Raw genomic sequence first — 17,842 nt, 5'->3', positions numbered from 1 at the left:
GGCGGTGAGCGCGATGCTGCAACGCCTGTCGCTCGGCATGCTGCTGCTGTGCGCGTTCAGCGCGGCGGCGGCCTGCGAGTGGCCGGGCTGGCAACAGTACAAGCAGTACTACATCAGCCCGCAGGGGCGGGTGATCGATCCGAGCAGCCCGAACAAAATCACCACCTCAGAGGGACAGAGTTACGGCCTGTTCTTCGCCCTGGTGGCCAACGACCGGCCGACTTTCGATCGGCTGCTGGCCTGGACGGAGAACAACCTGGCGGCGGGCGATCTCAGCGCCCGTTTGCCCGCCTGGCTGTGGGGCGAGAGCGACGACAAGCAGTGGAAGGTGCTGGACGCCAACTCAGCGTCGGATGCCGATCTGTGGATAGCTTACAACCTGCTCGAAGCCGGCCGCCTGTGGAAAAGCCGGCGTTATCAAACCCTGGGCACGCTGCTGCTGCAACGCATCGGCCGTGAGGAAGTGGCCGACATTCCCGGCCTGGGCCTGATGCTGTTGCCGGGCAAAGTCGGGTTCGTGGCGGAAGATCGCTGGCGGCTGAACCCCAGCTACCTGCCGCCGCAGCTGCTGGCGCGTTTTGCGGCGCTGAACGGCCCGTGGCGCGCGATGCGCCAGGTCAATCAGCGGCTGTGGCTGGACACCGCGCCGCACGGCTTCTCACCGGACTGGGTGGTGTGGCGGGTCGGTGCCGGCTGGCAGCCGGATACCGTCAAGCCGAACGTCGGCAGCTACGACGCCATTCGGGTTTATCTGTGGGCCGGCATGCTGGCGGACGACGATGAGCACAAGGCGGCGTTGCTCGAACGCTTCCAGCCGATGGCGCAGCTCACCGCCAAACAGGGCGTGCCGCCGGAAAAAACCGATACCGCCAGCGGCAAAACCACCGGCACCGGCCCGGTCGGCTTTTCTGCCTCGATGCTGCCGATGTTGGCGACGCAGGCCGAGGCGCTGACGACACAGCGGCAACGCATCAGCGAACATCCGCCGGGTGACGACGCCTATTTCAGCGCCTCGCTGACGCTGTTCGGTCAGGGGTGGGATCAACAACGTTATCGCTTTAATCGTCAGGGTGAATTGCAACCCTCGTGGGACGGCCAATGCACAACTTCAAAATAAACTGGCTGAATTTGATTCCGCTGAGCCTGGCGATGCTGCCGCAGGCGCGCGCCGCGGAGGCCGTGGCCCCGGAGCAGTGGCTGTTGGAGCAGGTGCGCATCGGCGAGGCCGGCAACAAGGACGATCTGGTGCGCCAGTCGCTGTACCGGCTCGAGCTGATGGATCCGAACAACCCGGACGTGATCGCCGCGCGCATGCGTTTGGCGCTGCGGCAGGGCAACATGGCGCTGGCGCAGCAGCAGCTGGATAAGCTGAAAACCCTCGCGCCGCAGTCCAGCGCCTATCGCCAGGCGGAAATGAACATGCTGCTGACCCAGCCGGAAACCCGGCAAAAGCTGCAGCAGGCGCGCCTGATGGCGACCGCCGGCCGGTTGCCGGAGGCCAAGGCGCAGTACGATGCGCTGTTCCACGGCGAGCCGCCGACGCTCGATCTGGCGGTGGAATATTGGCGGCTGGTGGCGCGTTTGCCGGGGCAGGAGGCGAAGGCGTTGAAGCAGCTGCAGGCGCTGGATCAGCAATATTCCGGCAACGTGGCGCTGCGTATGTCGCTGGCGCGCATGCTGTTCAGTCAGAACCAGGACGCGCAGGCCTATGAGCTGCTGCAGAAGATCGCCGCCGATCCGGCCGGGCGCGGCGATGCCGCCGATCTGTGGCTGGACAAGGTCAAAGCGATGCCGGTCAGCGCGCAAAGCGTGGCGGCGCTCAACCGCTTCCTCGGCGTGTTCGACACCGGCGATCAGGCGACCAGCGCCCGCGAAGAGCTGGCCAGACAGCAGAAACTGTTGGCCGATCCGGCGTATCAGGCACGGGTACGCGGCCTGGCGCAGGTGGATAAAGGCGGCAGCCGGGCGGCCATTCCGGAGTTGCAAAAGGCGTTGGCGGCGGCGCCGAACGACGCCGAGGTGCTGGGCGCGCTCGGCCAGGCCTATTCGCGCGCCGGCAACCGCCCGCAGGCGCTGAAACTGTTCCGCCAGGCGCTGGCCGCCGACAAGAACGGCTACGACAGCGGCAAGTGGCAAAGCCTGATCAAGAGCACCGGCTACTGGCTGGCGATCGACGAAGGCGACAAGGCGCTGAAGGCCGGCAATCTCGCGCTGGCCAGGCAGAAATACCAGCAGGCGCGCCAGCTCGACGACAGCGACGGCGATGCGTTTATCGGCCTGGGCGATGTGGCGGTGGCGAGCAAGGATGACGCCGCGGCGGAAGGATTTTATCAGCAGGCGCTGCGGCGCGACCCCGGCAACGGCAGCGCGCTGCGCGGCCTGGTGAATCTCTATCAACGGCAGTCGCCGGAAAAAGCGCTGGCCTACCTCAACGGCCTGCCGCGCAGCCAACAGGCCAAGCTGCGTAGCACCCTCGACGGGCTGCGGCTCGATATGTTGAAACAGCAGGCGGAGGCGCTGGCGGCGCAGCAGCAGTGGCAGCAGGCGGCGGAAATCTATCGCCGCGCTCAGCCGATGGATCCCGACGATGTTTGGCTGACCTATCGCTACGCGCAGGCGCTGCGTCAGGCCGGGCAGCCGCAGCCGGCGGACGCTCTGTTCCGGCAGCTGGCGCAGCGTCAGCGCGTCAATCCGCAGTTGGCCTATGCCTATGCGCTCTACCTTTCCGGCAGCGATCGCGACGACCAGGCGCTGGCGCAGCTCAATACGCTGCCTGTGGCGCAGTGGAACGATAACATGCGCGAACTGGCGCAGCGGCTGAAAATGCAGGCGGTGATCGCACAGGCCGAACGGCTGCGGGCGGCCGGCGACGAACCGGCGGCGGAAGCCTATCTGCGCCGGCAGCCGGCGGACACCCGCATCGATTTACTGCTGGCCGACTGGGCGCTGGCGCGCGGGGAGTATGCGGCGGCGCTGGAGGATTATCAGCGGGTGAAACGGCGCGAACCGAACAACCCGGATGCGCAACTGGGCGAGATCGAAGCCTATGTCGCGCAAGGGGATTTGGACGCGGCGCGCCAGCGGCTGAAAACCGAACCGCAGCCGCAAGACGCTTCGCTCAATAGCCAACGGCGGGTGGCCAACGCCTGGAGTGCGGTCGGCGATCCGCAGCAGGCCGACGCGCTCTTCAACCGGCTGAAAACGGCGGCGGCCTCGGAGCCCGTGGGGCAGACCAAGGCGCTGATCTACCGCGACGCCGCCCGTCTGGAACGGGCGCAGCGGCAGCCGGAGCGGGCGCAGCAGGACTACCGCCAGGCGATGGTGGCCGGCGGCATCACGCCGACGCTGCCGCAGGACAATGACAGCTACACCTATTTGACGCGCAATAACCCGAGCGACGACTGGCTGAAACGCGGCATCCGTTCCGACGCCGCGGATCTGTATCGGCAGCAAGACGTGAACGTCACGCTCGATCACGATTACTGGCGCTCGAGCGGCACCGGCGGCATTTCCGACTTCAACGCGCACGACACCATGCTGCAGGTGGACATGCCGCTGTATGACGGGCGCGCCTTCTTGCGCACCGACACCGTGCAGCTGGACGCCGGCCGCTTCTCGACCGACGGCAGCGGCAAATACTACGAGACCTTCGGCACCTGCAATACGCAAGGGTGCCGCGGCGATGAACACCAGAAAACCACCGGCACCAGCGTGGCGGCCGGCTGGAAAAACGACCGCTGGGCCGCCGACATCGGCACGACGCCGATGGGCTTTGAGGTGGTCGACTGGACCGGCGGCCTGGCCTACAGCGGCGACTGGAACCACATCGGTTGGACGCTGGCGGCCTCGCGGCGGCCGATCTCCAGCTCGCTGCTGGCGTTCGGCGGCGCCAAAGACCCGAATACCGGCACCACCTGGGGCGGCGTGCGCGCCACCGGCGTCAGCCTGAGCGCGAGCTACGATCGCGGCGAGGCGAACGGCGTGTGGGCCGATCTCAGCGCGCACCAGATTACCGGCAAGAACGTGGCGGACAACCAGCGGCAGCGGTTGATGGCCGGCTACTACTACAAGCTGATCAACGAAGACAATCGCCGCCTGAGCGTCGGGCTCAATACCATGCTGTGGCACTACCAGAAGGATCTGAGCGGCTACTCGCTGGGGCAGGGCGGCTATTACAGCCCGCAGCAATACCTGTCGCTGTCGCTGCCGGTCAACTATCGCCAGCGCACCGAGAACTGGTCGTGGGAGCTGGGCGGTTCGGTTTCGCTGTCCCATTCGAAAACCGACAGCCAGCGCCGCTATCCGCTGCAGGGGCTGATCCCGGATTCACTGCCCGATAAGTTCGCCGTCGAGGACGGCAGCGCTTCGAGCGGCGTCGGTTATACGCTGCGGGCGATCGTCGAACGCCGCCTCAGTTCGCACTGGACGCTCGGCGCCGGCATCGACATTCAGCAGGCGAAGGACTATACGCCGAGCCACGCGTTGATTTATCTGCGTTATTCCCTGGCCGGCTGGCAGGGAGATCTCGATTTGCCGCCGCAACCGCTGACGCCTTACGCCGACTTCAAGTAACCGGGAGGGGAAAGATTCGGAGTGTCGGACACCGGGGAGTTTTGTTACCCTGTGTCCGGGTCGCGTTTGTTCGCTTTAGGAAAAGACTGAAACCCGCGATTTTCTTGGCTTTGCCTGCGGCATAGCCAGATTAAAACAGCCGATGATCGAGTATACTCAGCCCGGTTCGAGGGGGCGGGTGAGAGTCAGCCCCCTTTTTGTTTCAGCCCGATTTCACGGAGAGCAGGTTTGCGGGTCAGGCGTTCGTTAACGATTAAGCAGATGGCGACGGTGTCCGGCGTGGCGCTGGTCACGATCTGTATCTTTATCGTGATCCAGTTATTCCACTTTGTGCAGCAGCGCAGGGATGACTACGCCCAGCAACTGGAGAATATCGCTCATTCCGTGCGCCAGCCGTTGGCGGAAGCGGTGCTGCGCATGGACGTGCCGGAAGCCAAAAAGGTGCTGAATACGCTGCTGCCGGTCGGCATTTTGAGCCGGGCGGATATCGTCTTGCCGAACGAGTTTCAGGCGCTGCACGCCAATTTCCCGCCTGAGAGGCCGGTGCCGACGCTGATCGCCCGGCTGTTTGAACTGCCGATCCAAATTTCCGTACCGCTCTATTCGCTGGAGCGGGTGCCGGCCAACCAGCAGCCGCTGGCCTATCTGGTGCTGCAGGCCGACTCGTTCCGCATGTACCAGTTTATCCTCAGTATTTTGTCGACCATGTTGTCGACCTACCTGCTGCTGGCGCTGATCCTGTCGGTGGCCATCACCTGGTGCATGAACCGGCTGATGGTGCATCCGCTGCGCGCGATGGCCAAAGAGTTGGAAAACATCTCGCAGGACGAAGCGCCCTATCACCAGCTGATGCTGCCGGCGCTGCACCAGGACGACGAGCTCGGCCTGCTGGTGCGCAACTACAACCGCAATCAACAGACGCTGGCCAAGGCGCATGCCGACATGAGCCGCCTCAGCACCCGCCATCCGGTGACCGAACTGCCGAATCCGGCGTTGCTGAACGCGTTGCTGGAACAGCATATCGCTTCCAGCCTGCGCCCCGAGCGTTTTAACCTGCTGGTGATCGGCATCGAGACGCTGCATGAGGCCTCGGGCGTGATGAGCCCGGCGATGCGTGAAGCGTTGCTGTTGGCGCTGGCGAAGAAGCTGCGCGGCTGCATCGACGAAAACGGCGTGCTGGCGCAGCTGAGCAATACCGAATTCGCCATCCTGGCCAAGGGCATCGAGCGGCCGTTCCACGCCATGCAGCTGGCGCGGCGCATCATGGCGGAGATCAACGCGCCGTTGACGCTGGAGGGGCTGGCGCTGCGGCCCAACGCCAGCATCGGCATCGCGCACTACCTCAATCAGGGGGAAAGTGCGGAACAGCTGCTGCGCAGCGCCACCTCGGCGATGATGTCCGCGCACCGCGAAGGAAAAAATCAGATCCTGTTCTTCGAACCCAGCCTGACGGAACGCACGCAGAAGCGGCTGACGCAGGAGAGCGAGATCTTGCACGGCATCGAACAGCGGCATTTTACGCTGTTCCTGCAGCCGCAGATCGACATGCAGTCCAACGAGGTGATCGGCGCCGAAGCGTTGCTGCGTTGGCAGCAGTATGACGGCAGCTATACCCTGCCGGCCGACGTTATCCCGCTCGCGGAAGAACTGGGCGTGATCGTGCCCCTCGGCAACTGGGTGCTGGAAGAGTCCTGCCGTATCCTGGCGGACTGGCAGCAACGCGGCATTGAGCTGCCGCTGGCGGTCAACGTTTCCGGTATTCAGATGCAGGATGAGGCGTTCGTTCCGCATCTGAAAAACCTGCTGGCGCAGTATCGGATCGATCCGCGCAAGCTGCTGCTGGAGATCACCGAGACGGTACGCATCGACGATCTCGACCGTGCGTTGGCGCTGCTGCGTGAGCTGCACGATCTGGGATTGTCGATCGCGCTGGACGACTTCGGCATGGGCTACTCCAGCCTGGAGTACCTGAACCGCTTGAAATCCCTGCCGATTGACCTGATTAAAATCGACCGCAGTTTCATTCAGGGGCTGCCGGCCGACGATGCGATGGTGCGCATTGTCAGCTCGATCTCTGAAGTGCTGGCGTTGCCGGTGATGGCCGAAGGCGTGGAAAACGCCGAGCAGCGCGACTGGCTGCTGAAGCACGGCATTCGCAGCGGGCAAGGATTCCTGTTTGCCCGGCCGCTGCCGCGCGAAGCGTTCGAAGCCGAGTTTTGCCGCGCGGCGCCGTGAGCGTCGCGTTACCTTTCCGGTACTTTTCCCCGTCCGAAAATCGCCATTCTCTCCCTACCTCTTTTGCGTTAGTGCAAACAAAGGCTTACGCAATTTTCAGCTTTGCACCCAGACTGACGCGTTTCAGCTCTTAAATTCACATCAACCCCGTGGGGCGGGTGCAACAAATTATTTCCATGTTGTTAAGTGGGTGTTATTTTCCGCGCAAGCGATGAACAGGCTGGATGTTTAGACTGCTGCCTGGTGCGTGTCTTCCCCCCATAGGACGTTCATATGAAAACAACAATCTTTAAGAGCCTCTATTTTCAGGTGCTGACGGCGATCACGCTGGGTATCCTGCTTGGCCATTTCTACCCTGACCTCGGCGCCGAGATGAAACCTCTGGGCGATGGCTTCGTCAAACTGATCAAGATGATTATCGCCCCGGTGATCTTCTGCACCGTGGTGACCGGCATCGCCGGCATGGAAAGCATGAAGGCGGTGGGCCGCACCGGCGCCATCGCGCTGCTGTATTTTGAAATCGTCAGCACCATCGCGCTGATTATCGGCCTGGTGATCGTCAACCTGGTGCAACCGGGCGCTGGCATGAACGTCGATCCCGGCACGCTGGACGCCAAAGCGGTAGCGGTCTACGCCGAGCAGGCGCAGCAGCAGGGCATCATTCCGTTCCTGCTGGATATCATTCCCGGCAGCGTGATCGGCGCGTTCGCCAGCGGCAACATTCTGCAGGTGCTGCTGTTCGCGGTGCTGTTCGGCTTCGCCCTGCATCGTCTGGGTGAGAAAGGGCAGCTGATCTTCAACGTGATCGACAGCTTCTCGCGGGTGATTTTCGGCATCATCAACATGATCATGCGCCTGGCGCCGCTGGGGGCCTTCGGCGCCATGGCGTTTACCATCGGTAAATACGGCGTCGGCACCCTGGTGCAACTCGGCCAGCTGATCGTGTGCTTCTACATTACCTGTATCCTGTTCGTGGTGGTGGTGTTGGGCAGCATCGCCCGCGCCAACGGCTTCAGCATCTTCAAATTCGTCAACTACATCAAAGAAGAACTGTTGATCGTGCTGGGGACCTCGTCGTCCGAGTCCGCGTTGCCGCGCATGCTGGATAAAATGGAGAAGCTGGGCTGCAAGAAATCGGTGGTGGGCCTGGTGATCCCGACCGGGTACTCCTTTAACCTGGACGGCACGTCTATCTACCTGACCATGGCCGCGGTGTTTATCGCGCAGGCGACCAATACCCACATGGACATCATGCATCAGGTTACTCTGCTGGTGGTGCTGCTGCTTTCCTCCAAAGGGGCGGCGGGCGTGACCGGCAGCGGCTTTATCGTGCTGGCCGCCACCATCTCCGCCGTCGGCCATCTGCCGTTGGCCGGCCTGGCGCTGATCCTCGGCATCGATCGCTTTATGTCGGAAGCCCGCGCGCTGACCAACCTGGTGGGCAATGGGGTGGCGACCGTGGTGGTGGCGAAGTGGTGCGACCAACTGGATGAGAAACAGCTGAAAGACACGCTGAACAACAAAAACGCCGGCGCGGACAAAACGCAGCCTTCCGCCTGATATTGGCGGCGAATCACCGGCCGCAGCCGCGGCCGGTGAGGGAAACCCCCTGCCTCGTAACGATTTCTTGCATTAAAAACCCCGCTATCTATTATTTTTCACTCTAATGAGTGACATCCGCAAAGGCGCGCGGTCTAACACGATGGTACACTTTCTGCTTTCCGCCCCACTGTGAAACTCAGGGCGTATTTTTATGATTCCATTGAATGGAATACACGCATTTGCATAAGAAATTGGATAGTCATTAAGTAGGGGTTCACATGCAGGGCACCAGAATTCATCTTATAGTTGGTGGGCTGCTATTGGCTGCCGCCAGTAGCAGCGTGCAGGCTGAAGCACTACAACCCGATCCTGCCTGGCAGCAGGGGTCGCTGGCCAACGGGTTTTCATGGCAGATTCTCGATACGCCGCAGCGGCCAAGCGACCGCGTGGAACTGCGGCTGATCGTCAATACCGGCTCCCTGGTGGAGTCTTCGCAGCAGACCGGCTTCGCCCATCTGCTGCCGCGGCTGGCGTTGGCGCGCAGCGAAAGCTTTACCGCGCCGCAGCTGCGCGCCCTGTGGCAACAGAGCGTGGATAACGAGCGGCCGCTGCCGCCGGCGATCATCTCGTATGATTTCACCATGTATAACCTCAGCCTGCCGAACAACCGGCCCGACCTGCTGAAAGAAGCGCTGGCCTGGCTGGCGGACACCACCGGCAAACTGGCGATCGACGAGCATACGGTGCACGCGGTGATGAATTCCAGCATCAATCCGGTCGGCACTTTCCCGCCCAATACCAAAGACGCCTGGTGGCGTTACCGCCTGAAAGGCTCGACGCTGCTGGCGCACGATCCGGCGCAGCCGGCGAAACGGCCGGTCAATCTCGAGCAGCTGAAGAAATTCTATCAACAGTGGTATACCCCGGACGCCATGACGCTGTTCGTGGTCGGCAAGGTGGACAGCCGCAGCCTGGGCGAACAGATCAACAAGGCGTTCTCGCCGCTGCAGGGCAAACGTGAAACCCCGGCCCCGATGCCGACGCTGACGCCGCTGCCACAGCAGCCGGTAAGCCTGATCAGCGAGCAGGTGAAGCAGGATACGCTGTCTATCATGTGGGATTCGCCGTGGCATCCGATTCGCGATTCGCAGAGCCTGCTCCGCTACTGGCGTGGCGATCTTGCTCGCGAGGCGCTGTTCTGGCATCTCCAGCAGACGCTGGAAAAAAGCGACCAGAAGAACCTGCATCTGGGCTTTGACTGCCGCGTGCAGTACCAGCGCGGGCAGTGCGCCATCCATCTGGATACGCCGAACAACAATCTGAACGGCAGCCTGGGCTTTATCGCCCGCGAGCTGGCCAACGTGCGTGACAACGGCCTGTCCAAAGAGGAATTCGATGCGTTGCTGGCGCAGAAAAACGATCAGCTGAGCAAGCTGTTCGCGACCTACGCCCGTACCGATACCGACGTGCTGATGAGCCAGCGCCTGCGTTCGCAGCAGAGCGGGGTGGTGGATATCGCGCCGGAGCTGTATCAAAAGCTGCGTCAGGAGTTCCTGTCCAGCCTGACGCTGGAGACGCTGAATCAGGCGCTGAAGCTGCAGCTTTCTCAGGAGGCGACGCTGGTGCTGATGCAGCCGAAGGGCGAGCCGGAAATGAGCATGAAGCAGCTGCAGGAAACCTATGACGGCATCATGATGCCGGCGCCGGCGGTGGTGACGGAAGAAGCCAAACCGGCCGACACCGCGGTGGCTGCGCCGGCGACGGACGCCGGCGCGCAGTAATGCACAGCAGGGGGCTCAGGCCCCCTCAGCTGCGGTACAGCACCTTGATGATGTGGTAACCGAACTGGGTTTTGACCGGGCCGTAAGGTTTGAGCAGTGGGATGCTGAACACCGCTTTATCGAACGCCGGCACCATCGCGCCCTTGTTGAATTCGCCCAGCGAGCCGCCGTTGCGTTTTGACGGGCAGCTCGAGTATTTGCGCGCCAGCGTGTCGAAGCTGACGCCGCGCTTCAGCTTGGCCAGCAGCTCGTTGGCCAGCTTTTCATTGTCTACCAGAATGTGCAGGGCGCACGCCGTTTTTGCCATGGTAATGCCTTTGTCGATGCGAAAATTGCGCTGATTATACCCGCTAAATCTCATCGGCGCTTTCTGCTACAATTCCCTTCCACGTTTTACAGTCGAGCAAGCCAGCACCATGCGATTAAACCCCAGCCAACAACAAGCCGTCGAATTCGTTACCGGGCCCTGCCTGGTGTTGGCCGGTGCCGGTTCCGGCAAGACGCGCGTTATCACCAACAAGATAGCCCACCTGATCCACCACTGCGGCTATCAGGCGCGGCACATCGCCGCCGTGACCTTTACCAACAAGGCCGCACGCGAGATGAAAGAGCGCGTGTCGCAAACCCTGGGGCGTAAAGAGGCGCGCGGGCTGATGATTTCCACCTTCCATACCCTGGGGCTGGAGATCATCAAACGGGAATACGTGGCGTTGGGGATGAAGTCCAACTTCTCGCTGTTCGATGACCAGGATCAGCTGGCGCTGTTGAAAGAGCTGACCGAAAAGTGGCTGGAAAGCGACAAAACGCTGGTGGCGCAGCTGATCTCGACCATCTCCAACTGGAAAAACGACCTGATCGATCCCCAGCGGGCGGCGGAGCTGGCGCGCTCGGAGCGCGACAAGCTGTTCGCCCACTGCTACGGCCTGTACCACGCCCATATGCGGGCGTGCAACGTGCTGGACTTCGACGACCTGATCCTGTTGCCGACGCTGTTGCTGCAACGCAACGAAGAGGTGCGCGAACGCTGGCAGCAGCGTATTCGCTATCTGCTGGTGGATGAGTACCAGGATACCAACACCAGCCAGTACGAGCTGGTTAAGCTGCTGGTGGGCAACCGCGCGCGCTTTACCGTGGTGGGTGACGACGACCAGTCGATCTACTCCTGGCGCGGCGCGCGGCCGCAGAACCTGGTGCTGCTGAAGGAAGATTTCCCGGCGCTGCAGGTGATCAAGCTGGAGCAAAACTACCGTTCCAGCGAGCGTATCCTGAAGGCGGCCAACATTCTGATCGCCAATAACCCGCACGTGTTTGAAAAACGGCTGTTTTCCGAGCTGGGATATGGCGAAGAGCTGAAAGTGGTGACCGCCAACAACGAGGATCACGAAGCCGAGCGGGTGGTGGGGGAACTGATCGCCCACCACTTCGTGAAAAAGACCAACTACGGCGACTATGCGATCCTGTACCGCGGCAACCACCAGTCGCGGGTGTTTGAAAAGATGCTGATGCAGAACCGCATCCCGTACAAGATTTCCGGCGGCACCTCGTTCTTCTCGCGCCCCGAGATCAAGGATCTGCTGGCCTACCTGCGCGTGCTGACCAACCCGGAGGACGACAGCGCCTTCCTGCGCATCGTCAATACCCCCAAGCGCGAGATCGGCCCGGCGACGCTGCAGAAGCTCGGCGAATGGGCCAACCAGCGCAACAAGAGTTTATTCCACGCCAGTTTCGATCTGGGGCTGAGCCAGCACTTGACCGGGCGCGGGCTGGAGTCATTGCAGCGCTTTACCCACTGGCTCGGCGGTATCGCCCAGCAGGCGGAACGTGAGCCGGTGGCGGCGGTGCGCGATCTGATCCGCGGCGTGGACTATGAGAGCTGGCTGTTTGAAACCTCGACCAGCCCGAAGGCCGCCGAAATGCGGATGAAGAACGTCAACACGCTGTTCGGCTGGATGACCGAGATGCTGGAAGGCAACGATCTGGACGAGCCGATGACGCTGACCCAGGTGGTGACGCGCTTCACCCTGCGCGACATGATGGAGCGCGGTGAAAGCGAAGAAGAGCTGGATCAGGTACAGCTGATGACGCTGCACGCTTCCAAAGGGCTGGAGTTCCCCTACGTATTCCTGGTGGGCATGGAAGAGGGCCTGCTGCCGCACCAGAGCAGCATCGATGAAGACAATGTCGATGAAGAGCGGCGTCTGGCCTATGTGGGGATCACCCGCGCGCAAAAAGAGCTGATCTTCACCCTGTGCCGCGAGCGCCGTCAGTACGGCGAACTGGTGCGGCCGGAGCCGAGTCGCTTCCTGCTGGAACTGCCGCAGGACGATTTGGCGTGGGAAACCGAGCGTAAAGTGGTGAGCCCGCAGGAGCGGATGCAGAAGGGGCAGAGCCATCTGGCCAATATCCGCGCCCAGCTGGCCAAGGCCAAAGGCGGGAATTAAAAAGACAGGGCTAGATTACTGACAAAGGAGGAAAAAGCGTGGTTTTTCCTCCTTTGAGGTTATCAGCCGAAAATCAATGAATTGATTTTCCTTATTTTTTATATGCTGTCTTCTGTAAACCTGGCAATGTCATCAGGTTTGCCATTAACCTTCAGGCGCGAATCGCGCCCTGGTCATTTCAACGCTGTTCTTCCAACCGCAGCGTCCAATGGACGTAGCTCTGCCAGTGGCTTTCCTGCTCCAGCGCCTCGGCGCGCAGCGGATGCTGTTCCAGCCAACCCGGCGGCAAGATCACCGTCAGTTCGTCGTCCTGATTGGCGCGTAACCGCACCGCCGGCAGCGTGTCATCGCGGCGGCGGCTGGCGAAGATGATCGCCAGGCGCAAAATGCGGCACAGACGCTGCGCAGTGCGCGGCGGCAGGGCGTTTTGCTGGTTCAACAGCGACAGGTCGAGGGTGTTGCTCTGGTTTTGCAGCAGGGTGGCCAGCAGTTTTTTCTGCGCCGGGGTAAAGCCGGGTAAGTCCAGGTGGCGGATCAGGTAGGCGGCGTGTTGCGGCGCCTGCTTGAAATCGACGCTGAGGCCGAGTTCGTGGATCAGACTGGCGCTGTGCAACAGTTCGCGACATCGCGCATCCAGCCGCAACTCGTTGGCGACCTGCTGCGAGAAGTTGGCGGCGAGTTGGCTGACGCGTTCGGCCTGCTCGGTGTCGATCAGGTAACGACGCTGCAGGTTGCGGATGGTGCGGATACGAATATCCTGCTCCACCGGCAGATGCAGCATGCCGTAAACCAGGCCTTCACGCAGGGCCCCGCCGGCCAGCATCATGCTCTCGATGCCCAGCTCCTGGAAGATGGCCAACAGAATGGACAGGCCGCTCGGGAACACCAGCGCGCGCTCCAACGTCAACCCTTCGATCTCCAGCTCTTCCAGCTTGCCGCACTGAATGGCGCGCTGTTTCAGCTGGCGCAGCTTGGGCAGGGTGATGCGTTCATCCATGCCTTGCGCCACCATGATCTCCTGCAGCGCCTGCACGGTGCCGGAAGCGCCGACGCAGATCTGCCAACCTTGCTGGCGCAGCTGCGGTGCGATCGGCCGCACCATTTCGCGTGCGGCCTGTTCGGCGCGCTCGAAGTTTTCTTGCCCAAGGTTGCGATCGCTGAAGTAGCGCTCCAGCCAGGTGACGCAGCCCATCGACAGGCTATACAGCTGCGATGCCTGTGCGCCGGTGCCGGTGACCAGTTCGGTGCTGCCGCCGCCGATGTCGACGACCAGCCGCCGATCCGGCCCGCCGGTGGTGTGCGCAACGCCGTGATAAATCAGCCGCGCTTCTTCTTCGCCGCTGATCACCTGCACCGGGCAGCCGAGGATTTGCTCGGCGACCTGCAGAAACTCATCGGCGTTGGACGCCAGGCGCAGCGTGGCGGTGGCGACGACGCGGATCTGCTCGCGCGGAATGTCCTGCAGGCGTTCGGAGAACAGCCTCAGGCACTGCCAGCCGCGTTGCATGGCCTCATGCGACAGGTGATTGTTCTGATCCAGCCCGGCCGCCAGGCGCACCTTGCGCTTGATCCGCGCCAGAGTCTGAATGCTGCCGGCCACCTCGCGCACCACCAACATGTGGAAGCTGTTGGAGCCGAGATCGATGGCAGCATAAAGCGTGCTGGAACTGAGCATGGCGATCAGCTCGAACGTTTACGGTTGCTGCGCGGCGCGCCGCCGCGACGAGGCGCGGAGTTGCGACGTGGGCCGTTGCCGCCGCGCGGACGCGACAGGCGCTTCGGCGCCGGCAAATCGGTCAGCAGCGCATCGCTGTTGTACTTGCTCACCGGAATGCTGTGGTCGATATAGGTCTCGATCGCCGGCAGGTTGAGCGCGTACTCTTCACACGCCAGGCTGATGGAGTGGCCGCTGGCGCCTGCGCGGCCGGTACGGCCAATGCGGTGCACGTAGTCTTCGCAGTCGTCAGGCAGATCGTAGTTGAAAACGTGCGTGACGGAAGGGATGTGCAGACCGCGCGCGGCGACGTCGGTGGCGACCAGGATATCGAGGTTGCCTTTGGTGAAGTCGTCGAGGATACGCAGGCGTTTTTTCTGCGCCACGTCACCGGTCAGCAGGCCGACGCGGTGACCGTCGGCGGCCAGATGGCCCCAGATGTCTTCGCAGCGGTGCTTGGTGTTGGCGAAGATGATGGCGCGATCCGGCCACTCTTCTTCAATCAGCGTCTGCAGCAGGCGCATTTTTTCTTCGTTGGACGGGTAGAACAGCTCTTCTTTAATGCGGTGGCCGGTTTTCTGTTCCGGTTCCACTTCAACATATTCGGCGTTGTTCATCTGCTCGAAGGCCAGTTCGCGTACGCGATAGGACAGGGTGGCGGAGAACAGCATGTTCAGGCGTTGATCGGCCGTAGGCATACGGCGGAACAGCCAACGGATGTCTTTGATAAAGCCGAGATCGTACATGCGATCGGCTTCATCCAGCACGACGACCTGCATCGCGCCGAGATCGACATAGTTCTGTTTGGTGTAATCGATTAAACGGCCGGTGGTGCCAATCAGAATGTCCACGCCGCTTTCCAGCACTTTCAGCTGTTTGTCGTAGCCGTCGCCGCCGTAGGCCAGGCCCAGTTTCAGGCCGGTGCTCTGGGAGAGCGCTTCTGCATCGGAGTGGATTTGCACCGCCAGTTCACGCGTAGGCGCCATGATCAAGGCGCGCGGCTGATTGGTCTGGCGATCCTGTTTCGCCGGGTGAGTCAGCAAATAGTGAAAAGTAGACGCCAAAAACGCCAGCGTCTTTCCGGTACCGGTTTGCGCCTGACCTGCAACGTCACGCCCGGAGAGCGTGAGCGGCAATGCTAACGCCTGGATGGGCGTGCAATTGTGAAACCCTTTTTTCTCAAGGGCTTCAAGGACTAACGGGTGCAGGGCGAAGTCGGAAAACTTCTGTTCGGTCAAGTGTGTTTTGCTCATAGTGTGGTAGAATATCAGCTAACTATTGCTTTACGAAAGCACATCCGTTGAAATAAACGCGGTGCAATAAAATCACCTTGAGTTGGTTAATGCTACACCAACAAGGTAGACATAATCCTGTGGAGTAGAACATGAGCGATAAAATTATTCACCTGACTGACAGCAGCTTCGAAGCCGATGTGCTGAAAGCGGAAGGGCCGATCCTGGTCGATTTCTGGGCTGAATGGTGTGGGCCGTGCAAGATGATTGCTCCGATTCTGGATGAGATTGCCGAAGAGTTCGAAGGCAAACTGACCATCACCAAGCTGAATATCGATCAGAACCCGGCTACCGCGCCTAAGTACGGTATCCGTGGTATCCCTACGCTGTTGCTGTTCAAGAACGGTGAAGTGGCCGCGACCAAGGTTGGCGCGTTGTCCAAAGGTCAGCTCAAAGATTTCCTGAACGCGAATCTGTAATCGGGCGGGAAGCCCAGTATCAGGCGCCTGGCGGTGATGTTCAATTCACCGCTAGACGCCTGCCAAGAAGCGTGTTAAGTTTAACCACACTGCATATAGAACTTGCCCGAAGTTTTAAATCTAAAGAGTTTGAATCTAAAGCTATACTCTGTGTCGAACCACTGGCGTTGAAAGTAAACTGAACTCAGCCCGTGTTTTGGCAATCAAACGGTTTTGCAAAAATCATTTTTAAGGTACCTTCGATCTTCAACCGTCAATGCGTGCGCCCGATGTAAGCCATTTCTTACCGCGACGGCTCTGCGCCCGGTGATCGAACGTCCAGTAAACAGGCACGCATCTCGCTGCCATACCATTCACGATACAAGTTCGAGACATACCCCGAGTTTAAGAACCCACCACTATGAATCTTACCGAATTAAAGAATACGCCGGTTTCTGAGCTGATTACTCTCGGCGAAAATATGGGGCTGGAAAACCTTGCCCGCATGCGCAAGCAGGACATTATCTTCTCCATTCTGAAGCAACATGCGAAAAGCGGAGAAGATATCTTCGGCGACGGCGTGCTCGAGATATTGCAGGATGGATTCGGTTTCCTCCGCTCTGGAGACAGTTCCTACCTCGCCGGTCCCGACGACATCTATGTATCCCCTAGCCAAATCCGCCGCTTCAACCTCCGCACAGGTGACACCATTTCCGGTAAGATTCGTCCGCCAAAAGAAGGCGAGCGCTATTTTGCCCTGTTGAAAGTCAACGAGGTCAACTACGACAAGCCGGAAAACGCCCGCAGCAAGATCCTGTTCGAGAACTTGACCCCGCTGCACGCCAATTCCCGTCTGCGGATGGAGCGCGGCAACGGTTCGACCGAAGACCTGACGGCGCGCGTACTGGATCTGGCGGCGCCGATTGGCCGCGGCCAGCGTGGCCTGATCGTGGCACCGCCGAAAGCCGGTAAAACCATGCTGCTGCAGAACATTGCGCAGAGCATCGCCTACAACCACCCTGACTGCGTGCTGATGGTGCTGCTGATCGACGAACGTCCGGAAGAAGTGACCGAGATGCAGCGTCTGGTGAAAGGCGAAGTGATCGCATCGACCTTCGACGAACCGGCTTCGCGTCACGTGCAAGTGGCCGAAATGGTGATCGAGAAGGCCAAGCGCCTGGTTGAACACAAAAAAGACGTGATCATTCTGCTCGACTCCATCACTCGTCTGGCGCGTGCCTACAACACCGTGGTACCGGCCTCAGGCAAGGTGCTGACCGGTGGTGTGGATGCCAACGCCCTGCATCGTCCGAAGCGTTTCTTCGGTGCGGCACGTAACGTGGAAGAGGGCGGCAGCCTGACCATCATCGCGACCGCGCTGGTTGATACCGGTTCGAAGATGGACGAAGTGATCTACGAAGAATTTAAAGGTACCGGCAACATGGAATTGCATCTGGCGCGTAAAATCGCCGAGAAACGCGTATTCCCTGCGATCGATTACAACCGCTCCGGTACCCGTAAAGAAGAGCTGCTCACCACCTCCGAAGAGCTGCAAAAAATGTGGATCCTGCGCAAAATCATCCATCCGATGGGTGAGATTGACGCGATGGAGTTCCTCATTAATAAGTTGGCGATGACTAAAACCAACGATGAATTCTTCGATATGATGAAACGCTCATAATTCGTTAAAAAATTCGCTGAACGCCACGCCTAGTCGTGGCGTTTTTCGCTTTTGGCGGATACGATAAGTAGCAGTAATGGAAAAGTAAGTTGTTTCCTCGACTTATTGAGAATTCATCTTGTTTGTCGGTCGGTTTCTCGCCGGTCGGCTTTGCTGCTGTCGTTTTGTCAGCCGAAGCGAAGAAAA

11 protein-coding genes are annotated in these 17,842 nt (G+C 60.6%); 8 read left to right on the top strand and 3 right to left on the bottom strand.

Annotated elements, in window-relative coordinates; translation table 11 throughout:
- Nucleotides 1-4: 4 nt before the first annotated feature.
- The 5 genes from bcsZ to ACJ8QI_RS19480 all read left to right on the top strand — a co-directional run bounded on the left by bcsZ (nucleotide 5) and on the right by ACJ8QI_RS19480 (nucleotide 10,130).
- Entirely contained in the window at nucleotides 5-1,117 is a 1,113-nt protein-coding gene (bcsZ, locus tag ACJ8QI_RS19500) for a cellulose synthase complex periplasmic endoglucanase BcsZ (protein ID WP_080213330.1), read from the top strand.
- Nucleotides 1,099-4,572 (top strand): cellulose synthase complex outer membrane protein BcsC, encoded by a 3,474-nt coding sequence (gene bcsC, locus ACJ8QI_RS19495; protein WP_442532956.1) that lies wholly within the window; start codon nucleotides 1,099-1,101, stop codon nucleotides 4,570-4,572. The genes bcsZ and bcsC overlap by 19 nt, the downstream gene beginning before the upstream one ends.
- A 228-nt stretch (nucleotides 4,573-4,800) precedes the next feature.
- Complete coding sequence (hmsP, locus tag ACJ8QI_RS19490) at nucleotides 4,801-6,807, top strand: biofilm formation regulator HmsP (protein WP_060424237.1); 2,007 nt, start codon at nucleotides 4,801-4,803, stop codon at nucleotides 6,805-6,807.
- 273 nt (nucleotides 6,808-7,080) lie between these two features.
- Nucleotides 7,081-8,367, top strand: coding sequence for a dicarboxylate/amino acid:cation symporter (locus ACJ8QI_RS19485; RefSeq protein ID WP_038874048.1), 1,287 nt, complete (start codon nucleotides 7,081-7,083; stop codon nucleotides 8,365-8,367).
- 260 nt (nucleotides 8,368-8,627) lie between these two features.
- Nucleotides 8,628-10,130: a M16 family metallopeptidase gene (locus ACJ8QI_RS19480; protein ID WP_060424235.1), complete on the top strand. Its 1,503-nt coding sequence runs from the start codon at nucleotides 8,628-8,630 to the stop codon at nucleotides 10,128-10,130.
- A 25-nt stretch (nucleotides 10,131-10,155) separates the two neighbouring features.
- Here the strand turns inward: ACJ8QI_RS19480 and ppiC are convergent, their stop codons facing one another.
- Entirely contained in the window at nucleotides 10,156-10,437 is a 282-nt protein-coding gene (gene ppiC / locus ACJ8QI_RS19475; RefSeq protein WP_442532955.1) for a peptidylprolyl isomerase PpiC, read from the bottom strand.
- A gap of 109 nt (nucleotides 10,438-10,546) precedes the next feature.
- Here ppiC and rep point away from each other — a divergent pair, with 109 nt between their 5' ends.
- Complete coding sequence (rep, locus tag ACJ8QI_RS19470; RefSeq protein WP_004934177.1) at nucleotides 10,547-12,571, top strand: DNA helicase Rep; 2,025 nt, start codon at nucleotides 10,547-10,549, stop codon at nucleotides 12,569-12,571.
- A gap of 178 nt (nucleotides 12,572-12,749) precedes the next feature.
- Here the strand turns inward: rep and ppx are convergent, their stop codons facing one another.
- Nucleotides 12,750-14,246 carry an exopolyphosphatase gene (gene ppx, locus ACJ8QI_RS19465; RefSeq protein ID WP_442532954.1) on the bottom strand — a complete coding sequence of 499 codons (1,497 nt, stop codon included), beginning with the start codon at nucleotides 14,244-14,246 and terminating at the stop codon, nucleotides 12,750-12,752.
- A gap of 5 nt (nucleotides 14,247-14,251) precedes the next feature.
- On the bottom strand, nucleotides 14,252-15,538 hold the full coding sequence (gene rhlB, locus ACJ8QI_RS19460) for an ATP-dependent RNA helicase RhlB (protein WP_060424233.1): 1,287 nt from the start codon (nucleotides 15,536-15,538) through the stop codon (nucleotides 14,252-14,254).
- A 131-nt stretch (nucleotides 15,539-15,669) separates the two neighbouring features.
- Between rhlB and trxA the strand changes: the two genes are divergently transcribed.
- On the top strand, nucleotides 15,670-15,996 hold the full coding sequence (trxA, locus tag ACJ8QI_RS19455; RefSeq protein WP_004934187.1) for a thioredoxin TrxA: 327 nt from the start codon (nucleotides 15,670-15,672) through the stop codon (nucleotides 15,994-15,996).
- A gap of 400 nt (nucleotides 15,997-16,396) precedes the next feature.
- Nucleotides 16,397-17,656 (top strand): transcription termination factor Rho, encoded by a 1,260-nt coding sequence (rho, locus tag ACJ8QI_RS19450; protein WP_004934188.1) that lies wholly within the window; start codon nucleotides 16,397-16,399, stop codon nucleotides 17,654-17,656.
- The last annotated feature ends 186 nt before the right edge of the window (nucleotides 17,657-17,842 follow it).

This window comes from Serratia sp. CY84636 (genome assembly GCF_052166245.1).
Classification (GTDB): Bacteria; Pseudomonadota; Gammaproteobacteria; order Enterobacterales; family Enterobacteriaceae; genus Serratia; species Serratia nevei.
The sequence above is the reverse complement of the archived record's forward strand: the minus strand, read 5'-3'. Positions and strand labels throughout refer to the sequence as shown.